The 19,498-nt window shown below is 34.1% G+C and carries 16 protein-coding genes, 1 tRNA gene and 1 riboswitch; of the genes, 15 read left to right on the plus strand and 2 right to left on the minus strand.

What is annotated here, in order from left to right:
- Positions 1–1,377: substrate-binding domain-containing protein (locus ACW2QF_RS06180; RefSeq protein WP_455715124.1), on the minus strand; the 1,377-nt coding region annotated here is incomplete at its 3' end.
- Between the two features lie 217 nt (positions 1,378–1,594).
- Between ACW2QF_RS06180 and ACW2QF_RS06185 the strand changes: the two genes are divergently transcribed.
- The 3 genes from ACW2QF_RS06185 to ACW2QF_RS06195 all read left to right on the plus strand — a co-directional run bounded on the left by ACW2QF_RS06185 (position 1,595) and on the right by ACW2QF_RS06195 (position 4,906).
- A complete protein-coding gene (locus ACW2QF_RS06185) occupies positions 1,595–3,175 on the plus strand; it encodes a putative bifunctional diguanylate cyclase/phosphodiesterase (RefSeq protein ID WP_455715125.1) in 1,581 nt (526 codons plus the stop codon).
- A gap of 13 nt (positions 3,176–3,188) precedes the next feature.
- Positions 3,189–3,875 carry a lysoplasmalogenase family protein gene (locus tag ACW2QF_RS06190; protein ID WP_455715126.1) on the plus strand — a complete coding sequence of 229 codons (687 nt, stop codon included), beginning with the start codon at positions 3,189–3,191 and terminating at the stop codon, positions 3,873–3,875.
- Between the two features lie 83 nt (positions 3,876–3,958).
- Positions 3,959–4,906 (plus strand): DUF5688 family protein, encoded by a 948-nt coding sequence (locus tag ACW2QF_RS06195; protein WP_455715127.1) that lies wholly within the window; start codon positions 3,959–3,961, stop codon positions 4,904–4,906.
- Between the two features lie 51 nt (positions 4,907–4,957).
- Here the strand turns inward: ACW2QF_RS06195 and ACW2QF_RS06200 are convergent.
- A tRNA-Arg gene (locus ACW2QF_RS06200) sits at positions 4,958–5,031 on the minus strand.
- 272 nt (positions 5,032–5,303) lie between these two features.
- Between ACW2QF_RS06200 and ACW2QF_RS06205 the strand changes: the two genes are divergently transcribed.
- The 12 genes from ACW2QF_RS06205 to ACW2QF_RS06260 all read left to right on the plus strand — a co-directional run.
- Positions 5,304–6,152, plus strand: a complete 849-nt coding sequence (locus ACW2QF_RS06205; RefSeq protein WP_455715128.1) for a hypothetical protein — start codon at positions 5,304–5,306, stop codon at positions 6,150–6,152.
- Between the two features lie 58 nt (positions 6,153–6,210).
- On the plus strand, positions 6,211–6,984 hold the full coding sequence (gene rluF, locus ACW2QF_RS06210) for a 23S rRNA pseudouridine(2604) synthase RluF (protein ID WP_455715129.1): 774 nt from the start codon (positions 6,211–6,213) through the stop codon (positions 6,982–6,984).
- Between the two features lie 177 nt (positions 6,985–7,161).
- Positions 7,162–9,120, plus strand: coding sequence for an NAD-dependent DNA ligase LigA (gene ligA / locus ACW2QF_RS06215; protein ID WP_455715130.1), 1,959 nt, complete (start codon positions 7,162–7,164; stop codon positions 9,118–9,120).
- A 187-nt stretch (positions 9,121–9,307) separates the two neighbouring features.
- On the plus strand, positions 9,308–10,213 hold the full coding sequence (gene metA / locus ACW2QF_RS06220; protein ID WP_455715131.1) for a homoserine O-acetyltransferase MetA: 906 nt from the start codon (positions 9,308–9,310) through the stop codon (positions 10,211–10,213).
- Positions 10,214–10,679: 466 nt separating this feature from the next.
- Positions 10,680–10,781, plus strand: a riboswitch (purine riboswitch).
- Positions 10,782–10,838: 57 nt separating this feature from the next.
- Positions 10,839–12,179: a uracil-xanthine permease family protein gene (locus ACW2QF_RS06225; RefSeq protein ID WP_455715132.1), complete on the plus strand. Its 1,341-nt coding sequence runs from the start codon at positions 10,839–10,841 to the stop codon at positions 12,177–12,179.
- Positions 12,180–12,181: 2 nt separating this feature from the next.
- Complete coding sequence (locus ACW2QF_RS06230; protein ID WP_455715133.1) at positions 12,182–12,754, plus strand: xanthine phosphoribosyltransferase; 573 nt, start codon at positions 12,182–12,184, stop codon at positions 12,752–12,754.
- 182 nt (positions 12,755–12,936) lie between these two features.
- Positions 12,937–13,566, plus strand: coding sequence for a hypothetical protein (locus tag ACW2QF_RS06235; RefSeq protein WP_455715134.1), 630 nt, complete (start codon positions 12,937–12,939; stop codon positions 13,564–13,566).
- A 257-nt stretch (positions 13,567–13,823) separates the two neighbouring features.
- Positions 13,824–15,452, plus strand: coding sequence for a peptide ABC transporter substrate-binding protein (locus ACW2QF_RS06240; protein WP_455715135.1), 1,629 nt, complete (start codon positions 13,824–13,826; stop codon positions 15,450–15,452).
- 180 nt (positions 15,453–15,632) lie between these two features.
- The gene (locus ACW2QF_RS06245) at positions 15,633–16,577 is read left to right on the plus strand and encodes an ABC transporter permease (RefSeq protein ID WP_455715136.1); all 945 of its coding nucleotides are present in this window, start codon (positions 15,633–15,635) and stop codon (positions 16,575–16,577) included.
- A gap of 1 nt (position 16,578) precedes the next feature.
- Positions 16,579–17,505, plus strand: a complete 927-nt coding sequence (locus tag ACW2QF_RS06250; protein WP_455715137.1) for an ABC transporter permease — start codon at positions 16,579–16,581, stop codon at positions 17,503–17,505.
- A 1-nt stretch (position 17,506) separates the two neighbouring features.
- Positions 17,507–18,592: an ABC transporter ATP-binding protein gene (locus ACW2QF_RS06255; RefSeq protein WP_455715138.1), complete on the plus strand. Its 1,086-nt coding sequence runs from the start codon at positions 17,507–17,509 to the stop codon at positions 18,590–18,592.
- Positions 18,589–19,498: ABC transporter ATP-binding protein (locus tag ACW2QF_RS06260; protein ID WP_455715139.1), on the plus strand; the 910-nt coding region annotated here is incomplete at its 3' end. The genes ACW2QF_RS06255 and ACW2QF_RS06260, both read left to right, overlap by 4 nt.

Here is a 19,498-nt window from a genome sequence, read left to right on the forward strand (position 1 = left end):
AGTCTGGAGCATATTATTTATATTTCGTAACCATAGCATTAAACTGAAGGTATGATGGATATTATGGTTTTGGTATGAAAGAGCAATATAACCAAAGTTTCGTTCTTTAAAATATAGCGGCATATATAAAAAGGCACAAGAACTATTGTGATACACAGAAGAAGGAAGGAGGAGGTCTCTATTAAAACTGCATTCAGGAATTCTTTTACCATTTTTTATCCCCATTTTTAGAAGTTTTAAATCATTCGAGTAACCATTGTCATTGTCTCTGTCAGTAATATCAAGAATCGAATCAGAGAGCGAATTCCAATCAGAATAGAGACATATATAAAAGCCCTCAAGGTCTTCTATAGTATTGGTATATGTAGCTAAAACGTCCATTCCTTCATCAATGTCTGTAATGTTTATTAAAGAAGAAGAGAGATTTATGTCAGTTATCATTTCGTGTTCACGTCTAGCAATTGTATCAATAAGACTTAAGTTATAATGGCTGTTTCTCTGTGTAGATGGATTGATACAACCACAAGAAGAGAGAATAACAGGCTGGGCGGGTATGGTAATAGACCTATCAGGTATTTCTCCTGCGTGGATACGAATCAGGGTATCGATAGCAAGTTCACCTAACTCATTCACAGGAAATTCTACTGAGGTAATGGGAGGAATGTTATGGATTGCAGCTTCAAGATTATCATAACCAGTAAGGGCAATATCGTTAGGTATGGTAAAACCTTTTTCGGTTAGGATTTTAGAAACCATAAGGGCAATTGTGTCATTATAACAAACAATTACTTCCGGTTGTCCATCTGGAGTACTAAGAAGCGTATTAACGGCTTCTTTAACCGAGTCTAGGTTTGGATAACACCATGCAATTGTATAATCTGACCATGTAAGTTTATACTTGTTCATAGTTTCTTGATAAGACTTAATTCTTTGCTTTGAGAATAATTCATCGTGTCTGTTGGCTAAGAAGGAAATTCTTTGATATTTATGGGTGGTTATTAGATGAGAAACCAATTCTTTCATAGGTTGAATATTATCTATGGAGAGGGTGTAAAATTCTGATGGTTCTTGATTTATATTTAAAATTGGGCAACAACAGTTTTCTTTAAGGGATTGAAGAATCTGATTTTTTAAGCCAGATTCAATATAGGTACCAGAAGCGAAAATTATACCACGATAAGATGAATAATTAGGTATTTTAAGTATGTTGCTTTCACCTTGCCCAAGTTCTTCTGTGATTTCACCATCATTAGAAGCAAAGATGTCAACATGATATCCATATTCGGTGGCTTTTGTGATAATACCCATGCTTAGATTTTTTTGATATTCCCCAAATATATGGGAGATAAATAAAGCTATTTTTTTATTGTTTTGCATTATTAACACTCCTGAATGAATTTTCGGATTTTGTGCATTTTATATAATATAATATTATAGCATACTTTTTATATGTTGCATATTGGATAATTTTCGATGTGAAACGGTATGAAATTGCTGTTTAATAAAATGGGTTGGAAATGAATATATATTATGGTATAATCAGTAAGATATTATCTATAAAATAATACTGAATTACTCTAGGAGGTAATATGTCATGAGGTTAGGCATACTAAGTAGTGGAAGTACTTTTTATGAAATTGATAAGACATTATTTAATATACTAATGGCTGTAATTGCTGTATTAATTCTTGTTATTATAGTACTTGTTATTTCTAATAAAAAAAGAAGGGTTGCACAATATAAGACTAGTTTAGCTGAAGCTACACTAAGAGAAAGCTACAATAAACTTGAAGTTACGTATAAGGAAGTATCTTTAGCACAAAAGGAATTAGAAACTAAATATGAAGAGTTAAAGCGTAGTGAAGAGAATAATAAAAAGATAGCTTATACAGATTATCTAACGGAACTACCAAATAGGACAGCTTTTACAGAACGTCTTGATCATGTTATGAACACGCTTCGTAAAGAAGAAGTTGTTGCTGTAATGTATATAGATCTAGATGATTTTAAGAATATTAATGATATTCTTGGACATTCTTATGGAGATGAATTACTAATTGATGTTACACATCGTCTGAAACAAGCAGTTGATGAGAATGATTACTTAGCACGTTTTGGTGGAGATGAATTCATTGTATTATCACAGAACATTGAAGATATAGGTTTATTCGAAGAAAAGATTCGTAAGATACAGAAGGTATTTTCATATCCATTTGTATTGTCATTAAAGGAATTCTTTGTAACAATTAGCATTGGTGTAGCATATGCACCGAGGGATGGAAAAACAACACAGAGTTTAATCAAGAATGTTGATTTAGCAATGTATTCTGCAAAGGAAAATGGGAAGAATACATATTGTTTCTATAATGAAAGTATTAATAATCGCTTATTGAATAAGATCGAAATTCAATCAGAGTTAAGACAGGCCATTGATCATAATGAATTCGAAGTATATTATCAACCACAGATTGATTTAGAGTCCAATCAAATTTATGGTTTTGAAGCGCTAGTTAGATGGAATCATCCAGTAAAAGGAATAGTTGGACCAGCGGAATTCATTCCCATCGCTGAACAAACAGGTTTAATCGTTCCAATTGGGAAATGGGTGATGAGAGAAGCTTGTAAGCAGTTAAAAGAATGGGAAAATAATGGGTTTACGAATCTTACTATGGCTGTAAACATATCTAGTAGGCAATTTCTTGATATGGATTTAGTTAATATGGTGAAGGAAACAATTGATGAAACAGAAATAAATCCAGCCAAATTAGTATTAGAGATAACAGAAACGGTTGTGCTAGATAATGTAGAATATTCAATCGAAGTCATTGAGCAGATTAGAGCATTAGGAATACATTTTTCACTTGATGACTTTGGTACAGGTTATTCAGCATTGAACTATCTACGGATGTTACCAGTAAGCAATTTAAAGATTGACAAGAGTTTCTTAGATTGTTTGATTGAAAATCAAAATGACCAAAAGATTGTTTCTAGTATTATTAACTTAGCAAAGAATTTTGATTTGAATGTAATTGCTGAGGGAGTGGAATATGAGGCGCAAGCTGATTTCTTAAGAAGTATAGATTGTAAGATAGCACAGGGATTCTTATTTAGCAAACCTGTACCAAAGGAAGATGCTAATGAATTATTAAAAATGTATAACAGTGAAAAGAAATAATAGGAGTAGTAAGATGATACAATACTTATTTTGGGGCCTTCAAATCATAAATTATATAACTTTTATGATACTTGATGTCTGCAACCGTTATTCAGGGATTAGTTCCATGATTAAATATGAAAGTATCATCTTATGCTTTTTATATGTGATGCTTGGCAAGAAAAAGGAGAGATCTGGATATATTGTATCAGGTCTTTTTTTTACTGTCGTTTCAGATTATTTCTTATTATTTACGGATTATTACGCAGCAGGAATGTTAAGTTTTAGCATGGTACAGACAATATACTGTATCTATTGCAGTAAGAATATTAAGAACTATATCTTAAAAGAAGCAGTGCAGTTTGGTATTATTGGAGGGATCCTACTGGCAATCCGAATTGGTTTTCCGGTTGAGACAGATATTGTGATAATTTTATCTATCTACTATTTTGTTCATTTAGTAAGTAATGTTTTATGTTCGTGGCTTCGTAGCAAAGATAGAAAAGAAAGAAAAATATTTGCTATAGGTATGACATTATTTTTATTGTGTGATATACATGTTGCTATCTTTAATGCTGGAAGTTATCTAAGTTTTGCTACCTCATTGCTATATCAGACAATATATGAAGTTGCAACAGTAGCCATGTGGTTTTACTATCTACCATCTCAAGTATTAATTGCCTGGGCAGGAAGAAGTGTAAGTAAGAAGGAATTTATATAAGAAATGTATATAATGATTGCAAAAAATGATATTAAATGGTAAAATATAGAAGTAAATGCTATTTTATTATTTAAGGAGGTCATATGCAATATGAAGAATTTTTAGCTCATATGCAAACCTGCATAGAGCAAATGGCTACACCAAATTATCAAGTCCAATTTCTTTCTGTAATGAAAAACAACGACGTAGAGCAGAATGGGGTTGTATTGATGAAAGAGGGAGAAAGAGTATCCCCTAACATTTATCTAAATTCTTATTACGAAAGGTACCTACAAGGAGAATCTATCTCAGATCTATGTAGAGAGATAATGGAGCTTCGGATTACAACAATGAAGGAAAATGTATTAGATGAAGTTACGGAAGATATGAGTTTTGATAGGTGGAAAGATAAGATTATCTATCGGTTGGTAAATCGTAAGAGTAATAAAAAGCGATTACAAGAGGTACCTTTCATGCAACTCGTTGATTTAGCAATTACCTTTCATTGTCTAGTACGTAATAATGATGATGGAATTGGTTCATTCCTCATAACAAGAGAATTGATGGAGAGGTGGAATCTTACGGTAAAAGAGCTATATCAGTTAGCAGCCGTGAATACACCGAAGTTGTTTCCGTCAAGCATTAGGACAATGGAAGAAGTCTTACAAGAGATGTTAGAACCAATGAAAGAACCGTCGCCTCTAGTATTTTCAGATGAAAATGAAGTGGAAGATTATAATCAAGAAATCCCAGTCCAATTAGAATTATCACAAACTATGTATATTCTATCAAATTCAAATGGAATAAATGGAGCAAGTGCTTTGTTATATCCAGGTGTAATCGAGAATTTCTCAAACAGAGTCAAATCCAGTGTCTATATACTACCAAGTAGTATTCATGAAGTTATTCTAGTACCTTTTCAAGAAGATATAGATAAATCCCAATTAATTCAGATGGTAAATGAAGTGAATCAAACTCAAGTTGCAAAGGAGGAAGTGCTGTCTTCTAGCGTATATTATTACGATAGATTACTTAAGGAACTTACAGTATAATAAAAAAGGTACGAATGGCTGAAACCAATCGTACCTTTTTTATTGAATATATGCACCTAACAGGATTCGAACCTGCGACCCTAGGCGTCGGAGGCCTATGCTCTATCCAACTGAGCTACAAGTGCAAAAATTATACCTATGATATTATACTTGATTATAATCGTAATGTAAAGATAACAGCTTGAAAAATACATTACAAAAATATTAAAAATATTACGTAAATATTACACGAAGAAAGGAATATGTTAAAAGATTATATAATATTATGTTGCTTTTTATAAACAATTTTGTTAGAATATAATTTGGTAACTACATATATTTATGTAAAGAAATAGAAAAGAAATAGATTAGAATAGTTTGAATTTGTTGACTGCTAGATGCAGATAAGGAGATTATAATGAAATTAAAATATAAGAAAATGATATTAATTATTTCAATGAGCGCAATGGGAATTGGGATGGTTACATTATCACTGAGTAAACCAAAAGATAAAAGCGATGGAAAAAAAGCGGATACTGTAATGGTAACAGCTGAGGGAACACAAGACAAATCTACAGATGTAGAAGATACTGCTGCTAAAATAGAATTAGTTGGACAACCAGGTGACGGTGTATTACGTATGGACATATATCCAGCAATTAATGAATTAGTTAAGAAGTACATGAGTGCAAAAGGATCTTGTGATTATGATACTCTTCGTACCTTAGTTAATGATTCTTCTGTAATCGATGAAGATGATTTACGTGCAAAATCTGAATATATTGAAGATTATAGAAACATTGTATGTTATACGTTAAACGGACCTACTGAAGATTCTTTTATTGTATACGTTTATGAAGATTTAAAAATCCTAAATGTGAATACTTTAGCACCAGGAATGACAAGACTATATATTAAACTTGACGAGTCTGGAAGTCCGTATGTTTATCTAGGTGCGATTGATGATGAAACACAAAATTTCATTAAAGAAGCATCAAACAATCAATCTGTAATCGATGTTATTGATTCCGTTAACAAAAAGCTTGACGAGGCCATTACAAAGGATGAAGATTTGAAGAAATTTATTGAAGAACGCTCAAGTGCTGCGGCTTCAGAAGATTCAAAGAGTAGTGATAAGAGTGATAAAAAAGCGACTAAGGATGATGAAAAAGACAATAAGAGCGACGAAAAAACAACTAAGGATAAGAAATCAACTAAGAGTGATAAACAGGATTCTAAGTCAAGCGATGAAGGATCGAACAATTAATAATAAGTTCAACACTTTATATAGTAGGCTCGTTTAAAATACGTGGATAGGTACGAAGATGAAAAAAAAACCAGTTATAGAGAAAGACGTACAAGAAGGGATTCGTGTCAATAAATATCTAAGCGATTGCGGGATCTGTTCTAGAAGACAAGCAGATCGTTATGTGGAAGAAGGTCGTATTCAAGTTAATGGACAAGTAGCCGTTATGGGAACGAAGATATTTGAAGGCGATGTAGTCAAATTTAATAATAAAGTAATCAGTAAAGAAAATGAAATGATACTTCTTGCAATGAATAAGCCAAGAGGGATTACTTGCACTGCACAAAAAGAAGATCCAGATAATATAGTAGATTTTTTGAACTACCCTAAAAGAGTATATCCAATAGGGCGACTCGATAAGGATTCGGAAGGACTTATCTTATTGACTAATGATGGTAGTATTGTGAATAAGATTCTAAAAGCTAGTAACTTTCATGAAAAAGAATATGTGGTAACTGTGAATAAACCGATCACGTTACAATTCCTAGAAGGTATGCGTGAAGGTGTACCAATCTTAGACACTGTGACTAGAAGATGTGAAGTTACGCAAGTGAATAAATTTACATTCAGTATTATATTAACACAAGGGTTAAATCGACAAATACGCCGTATGTGCGAGTACTTTGGTTTTCGAGTTGTTACTTTACAGCGAGTTCGAGTTATGAATATTAAGCTTGGAAAGTTGAAAGTTGGTACATGGCGTAAAATTACAGAACAAGAAATCAAAGACTTATACGAGCTTATATCTAAGGGGAAGATGAAATCTGCATCGAAACCTAAAGGAAGGGTATAATAACAAACGATTTAATAATTAATAAATTAATAATAAGAAACGTTTTACTAGAGGAAAATGCCAAGCTATGATATTAATATCATTTAGCTTGGCTTGTTTTAGCTAAACGTGTTAAAATGATAGTATGTGGAAACTTCCACCTGTGTAATAGGAAATTAGGAAAGGTATGGTTAAACGATGAGTGACAAATTACAAGAAATAAGGGATAGAGTAGAGTTGCTTAATAAAGCAGGGAAGGCTTATTACCAAGAAGATCGTGAGATAATGACGAACTTTGAATATGATAAATTGTATGATGAGCTAGTAGAATTAGAGAAAGAGACAGGTATCATATTATCAAATAGCCCAACGCAAAATGTTGGTTATGAAGCCTTAAGTGAATTACCAAAAGAACGTCATGAATCGTCTATGTTATCATTAGATAAAACAAAAGAGGTTGAGGTGTTACGTGATTGGTTGGGAAATCAAGACGGATTGCTATCTTGGAAACTAGATGGTTTAACAATCGTATTAACATATCAAGATGGTAAATTATTAAAAGCAGTTACCCGTGGTAACGGAGAAATGGGAGAAGTTATTACGAATAATGCGAAAGTGTTTAAGAATGTTCCATTGTCAATAAACTACAAAGGAACGTTAGTGCTTCGTGGAGAAGCAGTAATCAAGTATTCAGATTTTGAGAAGATTAACGCGGAAATCGAAGATGTAGACTCCAAATACAAGAATCCTAGAAATCTATGTAGTGGTAGCGTAAGACAACTAAATAACAAGATTACTGCACAGAGAAATGTACATTTCTTTGCATTTACTCTTGTGAGCGCACCTGATGTTGATTTCAAAAACTCAAGAGAAGAACAGATGAACTGGCTTAAATCACAAGGTTTCGATGTAGTAGAAGCAAAGAGAGTAACGGCAGATACCTTAGCAGATACGGTAAAGTGGTTTGCAGATGCAATTGTAACAAATGATTTCCCATCTGATGGTCTTGTGTTAGTTCTAGACGATATCGCCTACGGTAAATCATTAGGAACAACAGCAAAATTCCCACGTGATTCCATTGCTTTCAAGTGGCAAGATGAAATTAAAGAAACAAAGTTAAAGGAAATTGAATGGAGTGCTTCCCGTACTGGTTTGATTAATCCTGTAGCAATCTTTGATCCTGTAGAGTTAGAAGGCACTACAGTAAGCCGTGCCAGCGTTCATAATGTAAGTATCGTTGAATCTCTAGAGCTTGGGATTGATGATACCATTCAAGTATATAAAGCAAATATGATTATTCCTCAAATAGCAGAGAATCTAACAAGAAGTGGAAATATAGTAGTTCCAGATACTTGCCCAGTCTGTCATGGAAAGACGCAGATAAAGCAAGAAAAAGGAGTGAAATCATTATACTGTATCAATCCAGAATGTTTAGCGAAAAAGATTAAATCCTTTACACATTTTGTTGGAAGGAATGCTATGAATATTGAAGGATTATCAGAGGCTACCATAGAGAAGTTAATCGCTCAGGGAATGGTGAAAGAATTAGCGGATATCTTCCATGTGGAAAAATATAAAGATGTAATCACTAAGATGGAGGGTTTTGGTGAAAAATCATATGCCAACCTAATTGCTTCTATTGATAAGGCTAGACATACCACATTGGCTAAGTTTATCTATAGTTTAGGAATTCCAAATGTAGGATTATCTAATGCTAAGCTTATCTGTAAGGCATATAAGAATGATTTTGAGGCGATTCGTAATGCAACAGGTGATAGTCTTGTTGAAATCCAAGGAATTGGTGATGTAATTGCTGAGACATTTTCTAGTTTCTTTAGAAAAGAAGAGAACAAAAAGATTGTGGATGATCTATTAAAGGAAGTATTCTTTGAAAAAGAAGTTGTAAACGAATCTGCATTAATATTTGATAATATTAATTTTGTTATTACTGGATCAGTAGAACATTTTACAAATCGTAATGAAGTAAAAGAATTAATTGAGTCAAAAGGTGGTAAAGTAACCGGCTCTGTTACTTCTAAGACGAATTATCTTATTAATAATGATAACATGTCGAATTCTTCAAAGAATAAAAAAGCAAAAGAGTTAAATATTCCAATTATAACAGAATTGGAGTTTATGAAGATGGTAGGAATGTAACAAAAACGATGGAAATGTAATAATAAGCATGTAAATGTAATAATAACCATAGGAATGTAAGAATATCTTCCATGTGTTGATTTTACAAAGCAATCGTGTTAGAATTGTGGTTGTGACTGTAAGACAAACGGATGAACACAGTCACTAACTTGAATTTATATGTCTGCATTGCAGAAGGAGGGTTATCATGCCTATTAAAGTACAAAAAAACCTACCTGCTAAGCGAATCTTAGAAGATGAGAATATATTTATGATGGATGAGAATCGAGCAATATCACAGGATATTAGACCGCTTCAGATTGCTATTCTCAACCTTATGCCATTAAAAGAAGATACAGAAGTACAGTTATTACGCAGTTTATCCAATACGCCATTACAGGTTGATGTGACTTTCTTAACTACCAAAACATATGTTAGTAAGAACACAGCAGCAAGTCATTTAGACAAATTCTATCAAACATTTGATGACGTGAAAGATCGTCGCTTTGATGGATTAATTATTACAGGTGCACCAGTTGAACAGTTGGATTTCGAAGAAGTAATCTATTGGAATGAACTTACGGAAATAATGGAATGGTCAAAGACGAATGTAACCTCTACATTACACATCTGTTGGGGTGCTCAGGCTGGCCTATACTATCATTATGGTATTCATAAATATATATTACAAGAAAAATTATTCGGTGTATTCAAACACAAAGTATGCAATCGAAAAGTGCCACTTGTACGTGGTTTTGATGATTATTTCAATGCTCCACACTCAAGATACACTGGAGTGAGCAAAGAAGATATTGAAAGCAATGATAATCTGCAAATCCTTGCAGAATCAGATGAAGCAGGCGTATTCATTGTAATGTCCAAAGATGGAAAACATGTATTCATTACGGGTCACCCAGAATATGACCGCGTTACTCTTGATAGTGAGTACAAGAGAGATATAATGAAAGGCATAGAGATAGAGATGCCTAAGAACTACTATCCAGATGACGACCCAAGTAAACGTCCTATTCTTTCTTGGAGAGGACATTCTAATGCGTTGTATACGAATTGGCTTAACTACTTCGTTTACCAAGTCACACCGTATGAACTTTAGAACAATCATTGTAAACACTGGATTTACAGGTGTTTTGAGTATTTGTGAAAAATATACAAACTAGCGTAAATTATCGCAAAAATCATATTTTGATATTAAATTGGTACATGATTTGGTACTTGAAAATTTAATAAAAGCCTACACAGAAAAAGAGAGTAACTATTGATTTAGCTACTCTCTTTTTCTGTGTAGGCTTTTATTATTTCTTCATATTGAGGTGAAAAATGTCTTTTATCATAACCTTCTTTAGATAAATATCGAATTTCTGCTGATAAAAATACAATCTATTTATTGTTAAGCAGAAATATTTACTTAATCGTTACGTGTTCTCAAGTGGGTAAAAGATAAACATATCTTAAAAAATAATAGAAATATTATCCTATGACTATTAATAGTCATGAAAAAAATATTCGACATAATAATTTAAGACTAGACATTTTACGGTTTTTATATTATGATAAAAAACATAATTCAAAAAGAAGTACATCGTATAAAGTTGAAAATATGGTTCAACAGTTTCTACCAAGCTACCTTAAATAGTTTGACTACGATATGAATAATTAAAAAGACATATCTAAAGAGACTCCATTATACGTGTATCCAATTAATTTATGGAGGCATTGTAATGAAGAATTATTCTAGTATTTATGAACTTGATGGAAGAGTTCCGGTTGCTAAGGCGATTCCATTTGGTTTACAACACATCCTTGCTATGTTTGTAGCAAACATTACCCCAATTATTATCGTAGCGGCTGCATCTGGATTATCCAGTTCACAAACCGCGAAATTAATCCAAGCAGCAATGATTATTGCAGGTATCGGCACAATAATTCAGTTATATCCAATCTGGAAGGTTGGATCAAGGTTACCTATTGTAATGGGAATCAGTTTTACCTTTGTGTCTATTCTTTGTTTTATAGGTAGTCAATATGGTTATCCTACGGCTATTGGTGCTATACTAATAGGTGGGATTATTGAAGGTATTTTGGGGTTATTTGCCCGTTATTGGAGAAAAATAATTACACCTGTTGTTGCAGCAAGCGTTGTAACAGCAATTGGTTTTTCCTTATTAAATGTTGGTGCATATTCCTTCGGAGGAGGGAATGGAAGTGCAGATTTTGGTTCACTATCTAATTTAGCATTGGGTAGTATCACTCTTGTATGTTGTTTGGCATTTACTATACTTGCAAAAGGACAATACAAACAGTTAGCTGTACTATTTGGATTAGTTGTTGGTTATGTGGTTGCAATCTTTATGGGGAAAGTTGATTTTCAAGAAGTTGCGGGATCAAGTCTCTTCTCATTTCCGGAAATCTTACCATTTAAACCAGAATTCAATCTCAGTGCGATTGTTTCGGTTGTATTAATTTATTTAGTGTCAGCAACGGAAACTATTGGTGATACATCAGCACTTGCAGAAGCTGGATTAAATAGAGATGCTACAGAAAAGGAGATTTCAGGTGCACTTGCCTGTGATGGTTTTATTAGTTCATTATCAGGAGTATTCGGCTGTATGCCAATTACTTCTTTCAGCCAGAATGTTGGGTTAGTAGCTATGACAAAAGTAGTCAACCGTTTTACACTCTTAATGGGAGCAATTATTATGATTCTGTCAGGATTATTTCCACCAATCGGAGCAATCTTATCTACATTACCAGAACCTGTTCTTGGAGGATGTACATTAATCATGTTTGGAACTATTGTAGTGAGCGGTTTACAAATGATTGCAAAATGCGGTTTCAATCAAAGAAATTTATTGATCGTAGCGTTATCATTAAGCATTGGAATTGGATTTACACAAGTACCAGATATATTTCATACGTTCCCAACGACACTTCAGAATGTATTAGCTGAAAACTGTGTCGCAGTTGTATTCTTAACTGCAGTTATTTTAAATCTTATACTTCCAAAGAAGATGGAAGAAATGCATCAAGAAAAATCACAATTAGTGAAGGAGACAGTATAGATATGCAACTTTTAAAAGATCGAATTAAAAAAGATGGTAAAATTAAAGAGGGAAATGTATTAAAAGTAGATTCGTTCTTAAATCATCAAATTGATATCGAGTTGCTTGAAGAAATCGGAAAAGAGTTTAAACGCCGATTTGAAGGAGAAGAGATAACAAAGATTCTAACAATTGAAGCTTCAGGAATTGCAATAGCTTGTATCGCTGCAAAATATTTTAATGTACCAGTTTTATTTGCTAAAAAATCAAAGACGAAAAATATCGCAGGTGAAGTGTATACCAGCAAAGTGGAGTCATTTACACATGGTAAAGTGTACGATATCATAGTATCGAAAGAGTTCTTATTAAAAGAGGATAAAGTACTAATCATTGATGACTTCTTGGCAAATGGACATGCACTAATAGGACTTTCCAAACTAGTAAAAGATGCTGGTGCTACAGTAGTCGGTGCAGGAATTGTAATAGAAAAAGGCTTTCAAACAGGCGGAGATTTGATACGCCAACAGGGAATTCATCTAGAGTCGCTTGCAATTGTTGATAAGTTGAGCGCTGAAGATGGCGTGATATTTAGATAGGATAATCATAGATAAGGGTAAGACCGTACAAGTTGGTTTTGCCCTTATCTTCATTATGGTACATGCATCTTTTCGACGAATTCACTTGATATATTGGATATAGTGTGAGAAAATCTAGCTGTATCAGTAGATAACTTACACGTTTAATTCACTTGATGGATTTTAGAAATGAGATGAAATATATGGAGCAGAATATAATTAAATTGAAGAAAACAGAATTATTTCAAATAAGAGAAGGTAATCGGATTTTTAATGGGCCTGATCAAAGTTGGTATCCAAAAAGATTTCAGAGAATGGCAGGCTGTGGGCCCACAGCTTGTTCTAATATTATGTGGTATCTTTCTCAGACAAAGGAAAAGTATAAAGGATTATGTACATATGATGGTATAACTTATGAAGGTTTTTTAAAACTTATGGAAGACGTATGGAAACATGTTACTCCAGGTTTAATGGGTGTTAATAAGCTTGAGATATTTGAAAAAGGAGCAATAAGCTATGGAAAGGACAAAGAATATGACCTTTCATGTAAATCTCTAAGGATACCAAGTAAAAATCTAATAAGTGATGCTGGTATAGAAGAAGCATTTGATTTTATAGAAGAGGCATTAGTAGAAGATTTGCCAGTTGCTTTTTTAAATCTTAGCAATGGTCAATTGTCAAACTTAGAAAGTTGGCACTGGGTAACCATTTATGATTTAGATCGAGAGAAGGGAAGCGTGTCTATTCTAGATCAAAGTAGATTGGAAGAAATAGACTTAAAACTATGGATGAAAACCACTTCTAAAGGTGGAGGTTTTGTAGTAGTCAGTTGAATTGGAGGATGATTTCGACATTGCGTCGGAGTCATCTTCTTTTAAGTCTATTATTGGAATAAAGTTCATAGTAGAAACATATTTTCCTTCCTTTCAGAGAACTGCATATTACAACTATATTCGACTATATACGACAAAAAACTATTGACACTAACACGCTAAAGTGATATATTGGTACAAAGTTGTCAAGATGATGTGTAGCCTCCTAAGCGAGCGTTTTATCATCGTATGGCATAACAAAAAAGGGAGGAATACTTATGAAGAAATTACTATCAATTCTACTTTGTTTTACTATGGTAGCATCACTAGCAGGTTGTAGTAAGACGAAGGATTCTGATGATGGTGCTACATTCACCTTTGCATCAGAACTAGATATTAATACACTTGATTCCACAGTATCAGACGATGGTATGTCATTTAATGCCATTCATGCAGTTATCGATGGTCTTATGGGGCTTGATAAGGATGGTAATGTTGTACCTGCCATTGCAGAAAGTTATACTCTTAGCGATGACAAATTAGTTTATACATATACGCTACGTGATGCCAAGTGGTCTAACGGGGACAAAGTTAAAGCGGATGATTTCGTTTATGCATGGCAACGAATTATTGCCAATGCAGGTAACTATGCCTATATGTTTGGTAGCGATGGTGCAGCAATTGCCAATGCTGACGCCTTAATGGAAAAGCAGGCTAATGGAGAAGAGTTAACACAGGAAGATTTAGATACATTAGGTGTAAAAGCAATTGACGAAACTACATTAGAAGTTACAGTTGAACGTCCATGCTCTTACTTCGATGAATTAATGACATTCCCATGTTATTATCCAATCAATCGAGCTTTTGCTGAAGAAAAAGGTGATGCCTATGCAAAGACTGCTGATGCAGTTATTTCCAATGGTGCATTCACTATGAAAACTTGGGAGTTAGGTTCAAAAGCAGTATTTGAAAAGAATCCAGACTACTGGAATGCAGACCAAGTTAAGCTTGATCGTCTTGTAATGATGTTAGTACAAGATCCAAAAACTGCAGCAACTAACTTTGACTCAGGATACAATGATTTCGCAATTATTAACTCATCTCTTGTAGATAAATATAAAGATTCTGCAGAGTATAAAACATATTCTGAAGGTTATTTATTCTATCTTCAATTGAATCTAAATAATGAAACTCTTGCTAATGCAAATATTAGAAAGGCTCTATCATTAGCTATTGATCGTACAGATTTTGCTGATAACATCTTAAAAGATGGATCCAAAGAAGCAGATGGATTTGTTCCTACTGGTTTATCTTTAAACGATGGAACTGATTTCAGAGAACTTGCAGCTGATTTTACTACATATGACGTAGCTGGGGCACAAGAAGCTTTAAATGCTGGGCTTGCAGAACTTGGAGTAGATTCTGTTACAATCCAAGTGCTTTATGGTACAGATGAATCTCCTATGGACCAAATGGCTACTTACATACAGAACGCGTTCTCAAAACTTGAAGGTGTAGAAGTTGAGATGGTAGCAACAACTAAGAAAGATAGAATCTATAATAAACAAAAAAATCGTGAATTCGAAGTTGCTTTAACTCGTTGGGGACCAGATTATGGTGATGCAACTACTTACTTAAATCTATTACTCGATGGTAATGCCAATAATTATGGTGATTATAAGAGTGATGCATATGATGCAAAGATGGACGAAGCAAAGACACAAGATGACGCTACTGCACGTTTCAATAACTTGATCGAGGCGGAAGCAATTGCGATGGAAGATTATGCAGTAATACCAGTCTTTGAGAAAGGATCTGCTGTATTAATTCGTTCTTCCGTGAAGAATTTAGTTCACCGCCCAGTTGGCGTACCTTATACTTTTAACTATGTAGAAGTAGCAGAGTAAGCCAAACTGATTCGATTATTTATAGAAGGATAGGACTTCTGTAAACGAAATCATGATATGAAACGATATACCTGTAGTGTCAATATGATGCTACAGGTATATTCTTGTTCATTGTGAAATGTAATAAACGAAACAGGTTCACAATGTTCAAAATCTCAATTAAAAGAGAGGAGACAAGGTATGGATAAATCAATGCTCAAGTATATTGGGAAGAGAATTCTAATATCCGCCGTGACATTATTCATTATTCTAGCAGTATTGTTTCTAATGGTAAAGTTTCTTCCAGGAACACCATTTAACGATGAAAAGCTATCTGAAGGTCAGAGAGCAATCATTATGGCAAAATACGGGCTAGATAAACCAATTATAGTTCAATTTTTTACATATTTAAAAAATATGTTAACAGGAGATTTCGGCATCTCCTATGCATTATATAAAGACCTTCCTGTATCTACTCTTGTATCAGGTGCAGCTTCGATTTCATTTACTCTTGGTATCGCAGCAGTAATTCTTGGTACAATTATTGGAATGATTCTAGGTATCGTAGCGGCATTACATCAGAATCATTTTTGGGATACATTTGCAACATTTATATCGGTACTTGGAGTATCAGTACCATCCTTTGTATTTGCGTTACTTTTATTAATCTTCTTAGGAGTAGACTTAAACATTTTACCAACCATCTACAACAGTGAAGATCCGATTCGTACAAGTATTATTCCAGTATTGGCGCTATCGGTATCCGTTATTGCCAATGTTGCAAGATTTACAAGGACAGAGATGATTGGTGTATTAAATAGTGACTACGTTCAGCTTGTAAAAGCAAAAGGGTTAAGTCGTAGAAAGCTTATCTCTAGGCATTGTTTACGTAACTCTTTGATTCCAGTAGTTACAATTATCGGACCAATCTTAGTAAACCTTATGACAGGAACTATGGTAGTGGAGCAAATCTGTGGTGTTCCTGGTTTAGGTAAATTATTAATCAACAGTATTCGTGCAAATGATTATAATATTATCTTAGCATGTTCATTTTTATATAGTGCGATGTATATAGTAATGATGTTGATTATTGATATATCATACGGTATCATTGATCCTAGAATTCGTTTAGGAAAGGAGGACTAGTATGGAAGAATATACATTTCTTGAGAATGATTTTGAATTTGTCGGGGATAAGATTGATATTACAGTGGATGAGATCGAACCAGCCCGACCAGCATGGAAGGATATCCTAACTCGTTTTTGCAAAAATAAAGGAGCTGTTATCGGTTTATGTTGTATTGTAATAATTGTATTACTTGCTATATTCGTACCAGTCTTTTCGCCGTATGAATATGATGCAATCGATACAGCAAAGGCTAATATCAAGCCTAATGCTGAACACTTATTTGGTACCGATGCATATGGTCGCGATTTATTCGTTCGTTGTTGGCAGGGTGCTAGAATTTCTTTGTTTGTAGCAGTAGTTGCAGTATTAATTGACGTATTTATTGGTATGATTTACGGATTGGTTTCTGGATTCTTCGGTGGAAAATTAGATGCATTACTTCAACGTTTTCAGGAGTTGATGAACTCGATTCCAACATTAGTAATCTTGACTTTGTTATTAACAGTAATGAAGTCCTCCTTGTTTACGGTAATTGTGGCTTTAATGTTTACGGAGTGGATTGCTATGAGTCGAATTACTCGTGCTCAGGTTCTGAAAGTGAAAGAGGATGAATACATATTGGCCTCTAGAACATTAGGGGCATCGAATTCACGACTTATTTTTAAAGAAATCCTTCCGAATATCTATGGTCAGCTAATTATTATGGCTATGATGACCGTACCAAATGCAATCTTCTATGAAGCTTATCTTGCATTTGTTGGTTTAGGACTTGCAGTGCCACAAGCTTCATTAGGAACATTAATTAATGAAGGTTTTAACAGTATTTTAGTATATCCTTATATGATGATAATTCCAGCCGTAATTCTTGCAGTTCTGATGTTAAGTTTTAACTTGTTTGGTGACGGTCTTCGTGATGCATTAGATCCAACAATGAAGGAGAGATAGTATGGAAAATAGAGAATTAATATTAAGTATTAAGGATTTACAAATATCATTCAAGACAGATAGTGGGACAGTGAGTGCAGTTCGTGGTGTCAATTTCGAACTTCATAAAGGGGAAACAGTAGCCATTGTTGGGGAGTCTGGCTCTGGTAAATCAGTAACAACAAAAGCGGTTATGGGCTTACTAGCAAGTAATGCAAAAATAGAGCAGGGAAGTATTTATTATACATGGAATGATTTTCATACAGGAGAAAAGAAGGAAGTCGATTTAGTAAAATTGTCCGAAGAAGAGCTACAAAAAGAAATCAGAGGACAAAAAATTGCAATGGTTTTCCAAGATCCTATGACATCTCTTGACCCCACTATGACTATTGGAAAGCAAATCATGGAACCGATGATTTACCATTACAAAAAATCAAAGAAAGAAGCATATGAAAAAGCAGTAGAGCTTCTTCAGTTAGTGGGAATCACGGATGCTGAGAGAAGAATGAAGAATTACCCTCATCAGCTCTCAGGTGGTATGCGCCAAAGAATAGTAATCGCTATTGCATTATCTTGTGATCCATATGTACTAATTTGTGATGAACCAACAACAGCTCTTGATGTAACAATTCAAGCGAAGATTCTTAAGTTAATTCAGGATATTCAGAAGAAGAAGGATTTATCTGTAATTTATATCACTCATGATCTTGGTGTAGTAGCAAAGGTTGCTGATCATATCAATGTTATGTATGCTGGTAAAATTGTTGAGACTGGAACAACAGAAGAAATCTTTTATGACCCAAGACATCCATATACATGGGGATTGTTATCTTCTATGCCTGATTTGACAACTAATAGTGATGAGTTATATACAATTCCAGGAACACCTCCAAATCTCGTGAAAGAAATCAAAGGTGATGCATTTGCTAGACGTAATCAGTATGCACTTAATATTGATTACCGTATTGATCCTCCAATGTTTGATGTGAAAGGATCTGATACACATAAAGTAGCTTCTTGGTTAATGCATGAGAAAGCACCGAAGGTTGAAATGCCAGAGACATTGAAACAAAGAATCGAGGCTATGAAACGAGGTGATGAAGTATGAGTAATGTGATAATTGAAGTAAAAGACTTGAAACAACATTTTAAAATAAACCGTAACTTTACGGTACGTGCAGTAGATGGTATTTCTTTTGAAATCGAGAAAGGAAAGACTTACGGTTTAGTTGGAGAATCTGGTTCTGGAAAGTCAACGACAGGAAGAGCCATCATTCGTTTGTATGAGCCAACAGGAGGCCAGATTATCTTTAATGGGAAAGAGATTTCAGGTAAGTTAAAGAAAGAAGAGGAACAAATGCTTCGTACTAAGATGCAAATGATTTTCCAAGACCCAATGGCTTGCTTGAATCCAAGGAAGAAAGTTATCGATATCATTGGTGAAGGCCTTATGATTCACAATGTTTGCAAAACCCGTGAAGAAATGGAAGAGCGTGTCTATAAGATTCTTGAACTAGTTGGATTGTCAAGAGAACATGCAAAGCGTTATCCTCATCAATTTTCAGGTGGACAAAGACAGAGAATCGGAATCGCTCGTGCACTTATTATGGAACCGGATTTGATTATTGCAGATGAAGCAATTTCAGCACTTGATGTTTCCATTCAAGCGCAGGTAGTAAACTTGATGAAAAAGATTCAAAAAGAAACGGGAATCGCATACTTGTTTATTGCTCATGATCTTAGTATGGTAAAGTATATATCAGATCATATCGGGGTGCTTCACCTAGGACATCTCGTTGAGTCAGGGAGCGTGGAAGAAATCTTTGATAATCCAATTCATCCTTACACACGTTCTTTACTTAGTGCGATTCCTGTTCCAAACCCAAGGGTAGAACGAGAGAAAACATTGATGGAATACAATACCTCTATGCTAAAAACAAGTTATAATGATAGTAAACGGATTCATATCAGTGGAACCCATTATGTACTTGGGACGGAGGAAGAATTGAAGGAAT

It is taken from the genome of Anaerosporobacter sp. (assembly GCF_965301125.1).

Coding starts and splice junctions, on each gene's coding strand:
- rluF (WP_455715129.1), top strand. CDS start 6,211: ATGAAAAAAAAACCAGTTATAGAGAAAGACGTACAAGAAGGGATTCGT.
- ACW2QF_RS06250 (WP_455715137.1), top strand. CDS start 16,579: ATGGAAGAATATACATTTCTTGAGAATGATTTTGAATTTGTCGGGGAT.
- ACW2QF_RS06255 (WP_455715138.1), top strand. CDS start 17,507: ATGGAAAATAGAGAATTAATATTAAGTATTAAGGATTTACAAATATCA.
- ACW2QF_RS06205 (WP_455715128.1), top strand. CDS start 5,304: ATGAAATTAAAATATAAGAAAATGATATTAATTATTTCAATGAGCGCA.
- ACW2QF_RS06225 (WP_455715132.1), top strand. CDS start 10,839: ATGAAGAATTATTCTAGTATTTATGAACTTGATGGAAGAGTTCCGGTT.
- ACW2QF_RS06195 (WP_455715127.1), top strand. CDS start 3,959: ATGCAATATGAAGAATTTTTAGCTCATATGCAAACCTGCATAGAGCAA.
- ligA (WP_455715130.1), top strand. CDS start 7,162: ATGAGTGACAAATTACAAGAAATAAGGGATAGAGTAGAGTTGCTTAAT.
- ACW2QF_RS06245 (WP_455715136.1), top strand. CDS start 15,633: ATGGATAAATCAATGCTCAAGTATATTGGGAAGAGAATTCTAATATCC.
- ACW2QF_RS06190 (WP_455715126.1), top strand. CDS start 3,189: ATGATACAATACTTATTTTGGGGCCTTCAAATCATAAATTATATAACT.
- ACW2QF_RS06235 (WP_455715134.1), top strand. CDS start 12,937: ATGGAGCAGAATATAATTAAATTGAAGAAAACAGAATTATTTCAAATA.
- ACW2QF_RS06230 (WP_455715133.1), top strand. CDS start 12,182: ATGCAACTTTTAAAAGATCGAATTAAAAAAGATGGTAAAATTAAAGAG.
- metA (WP_455715131.1), top strand. CDS start 9,308: ATGCCTATTAAAGTACAAAAAAACCTACCTGCTAAGCGAATCTTAGAA.
- ACW2QF_RS06240 (WP_455715135.1), top strand. CDS start 13,824: ATGAAGAAATTACTATCAATTCTACTTTGTTTTACTATGGTAGCATCA.
- ACW2QF_RS06185 (WP_455715125.1), top strand. CDS start 1,595: ATGAGGTTAGGCATACTAAGTAGTGGAAGTACTTTTTATGAAATTGAT.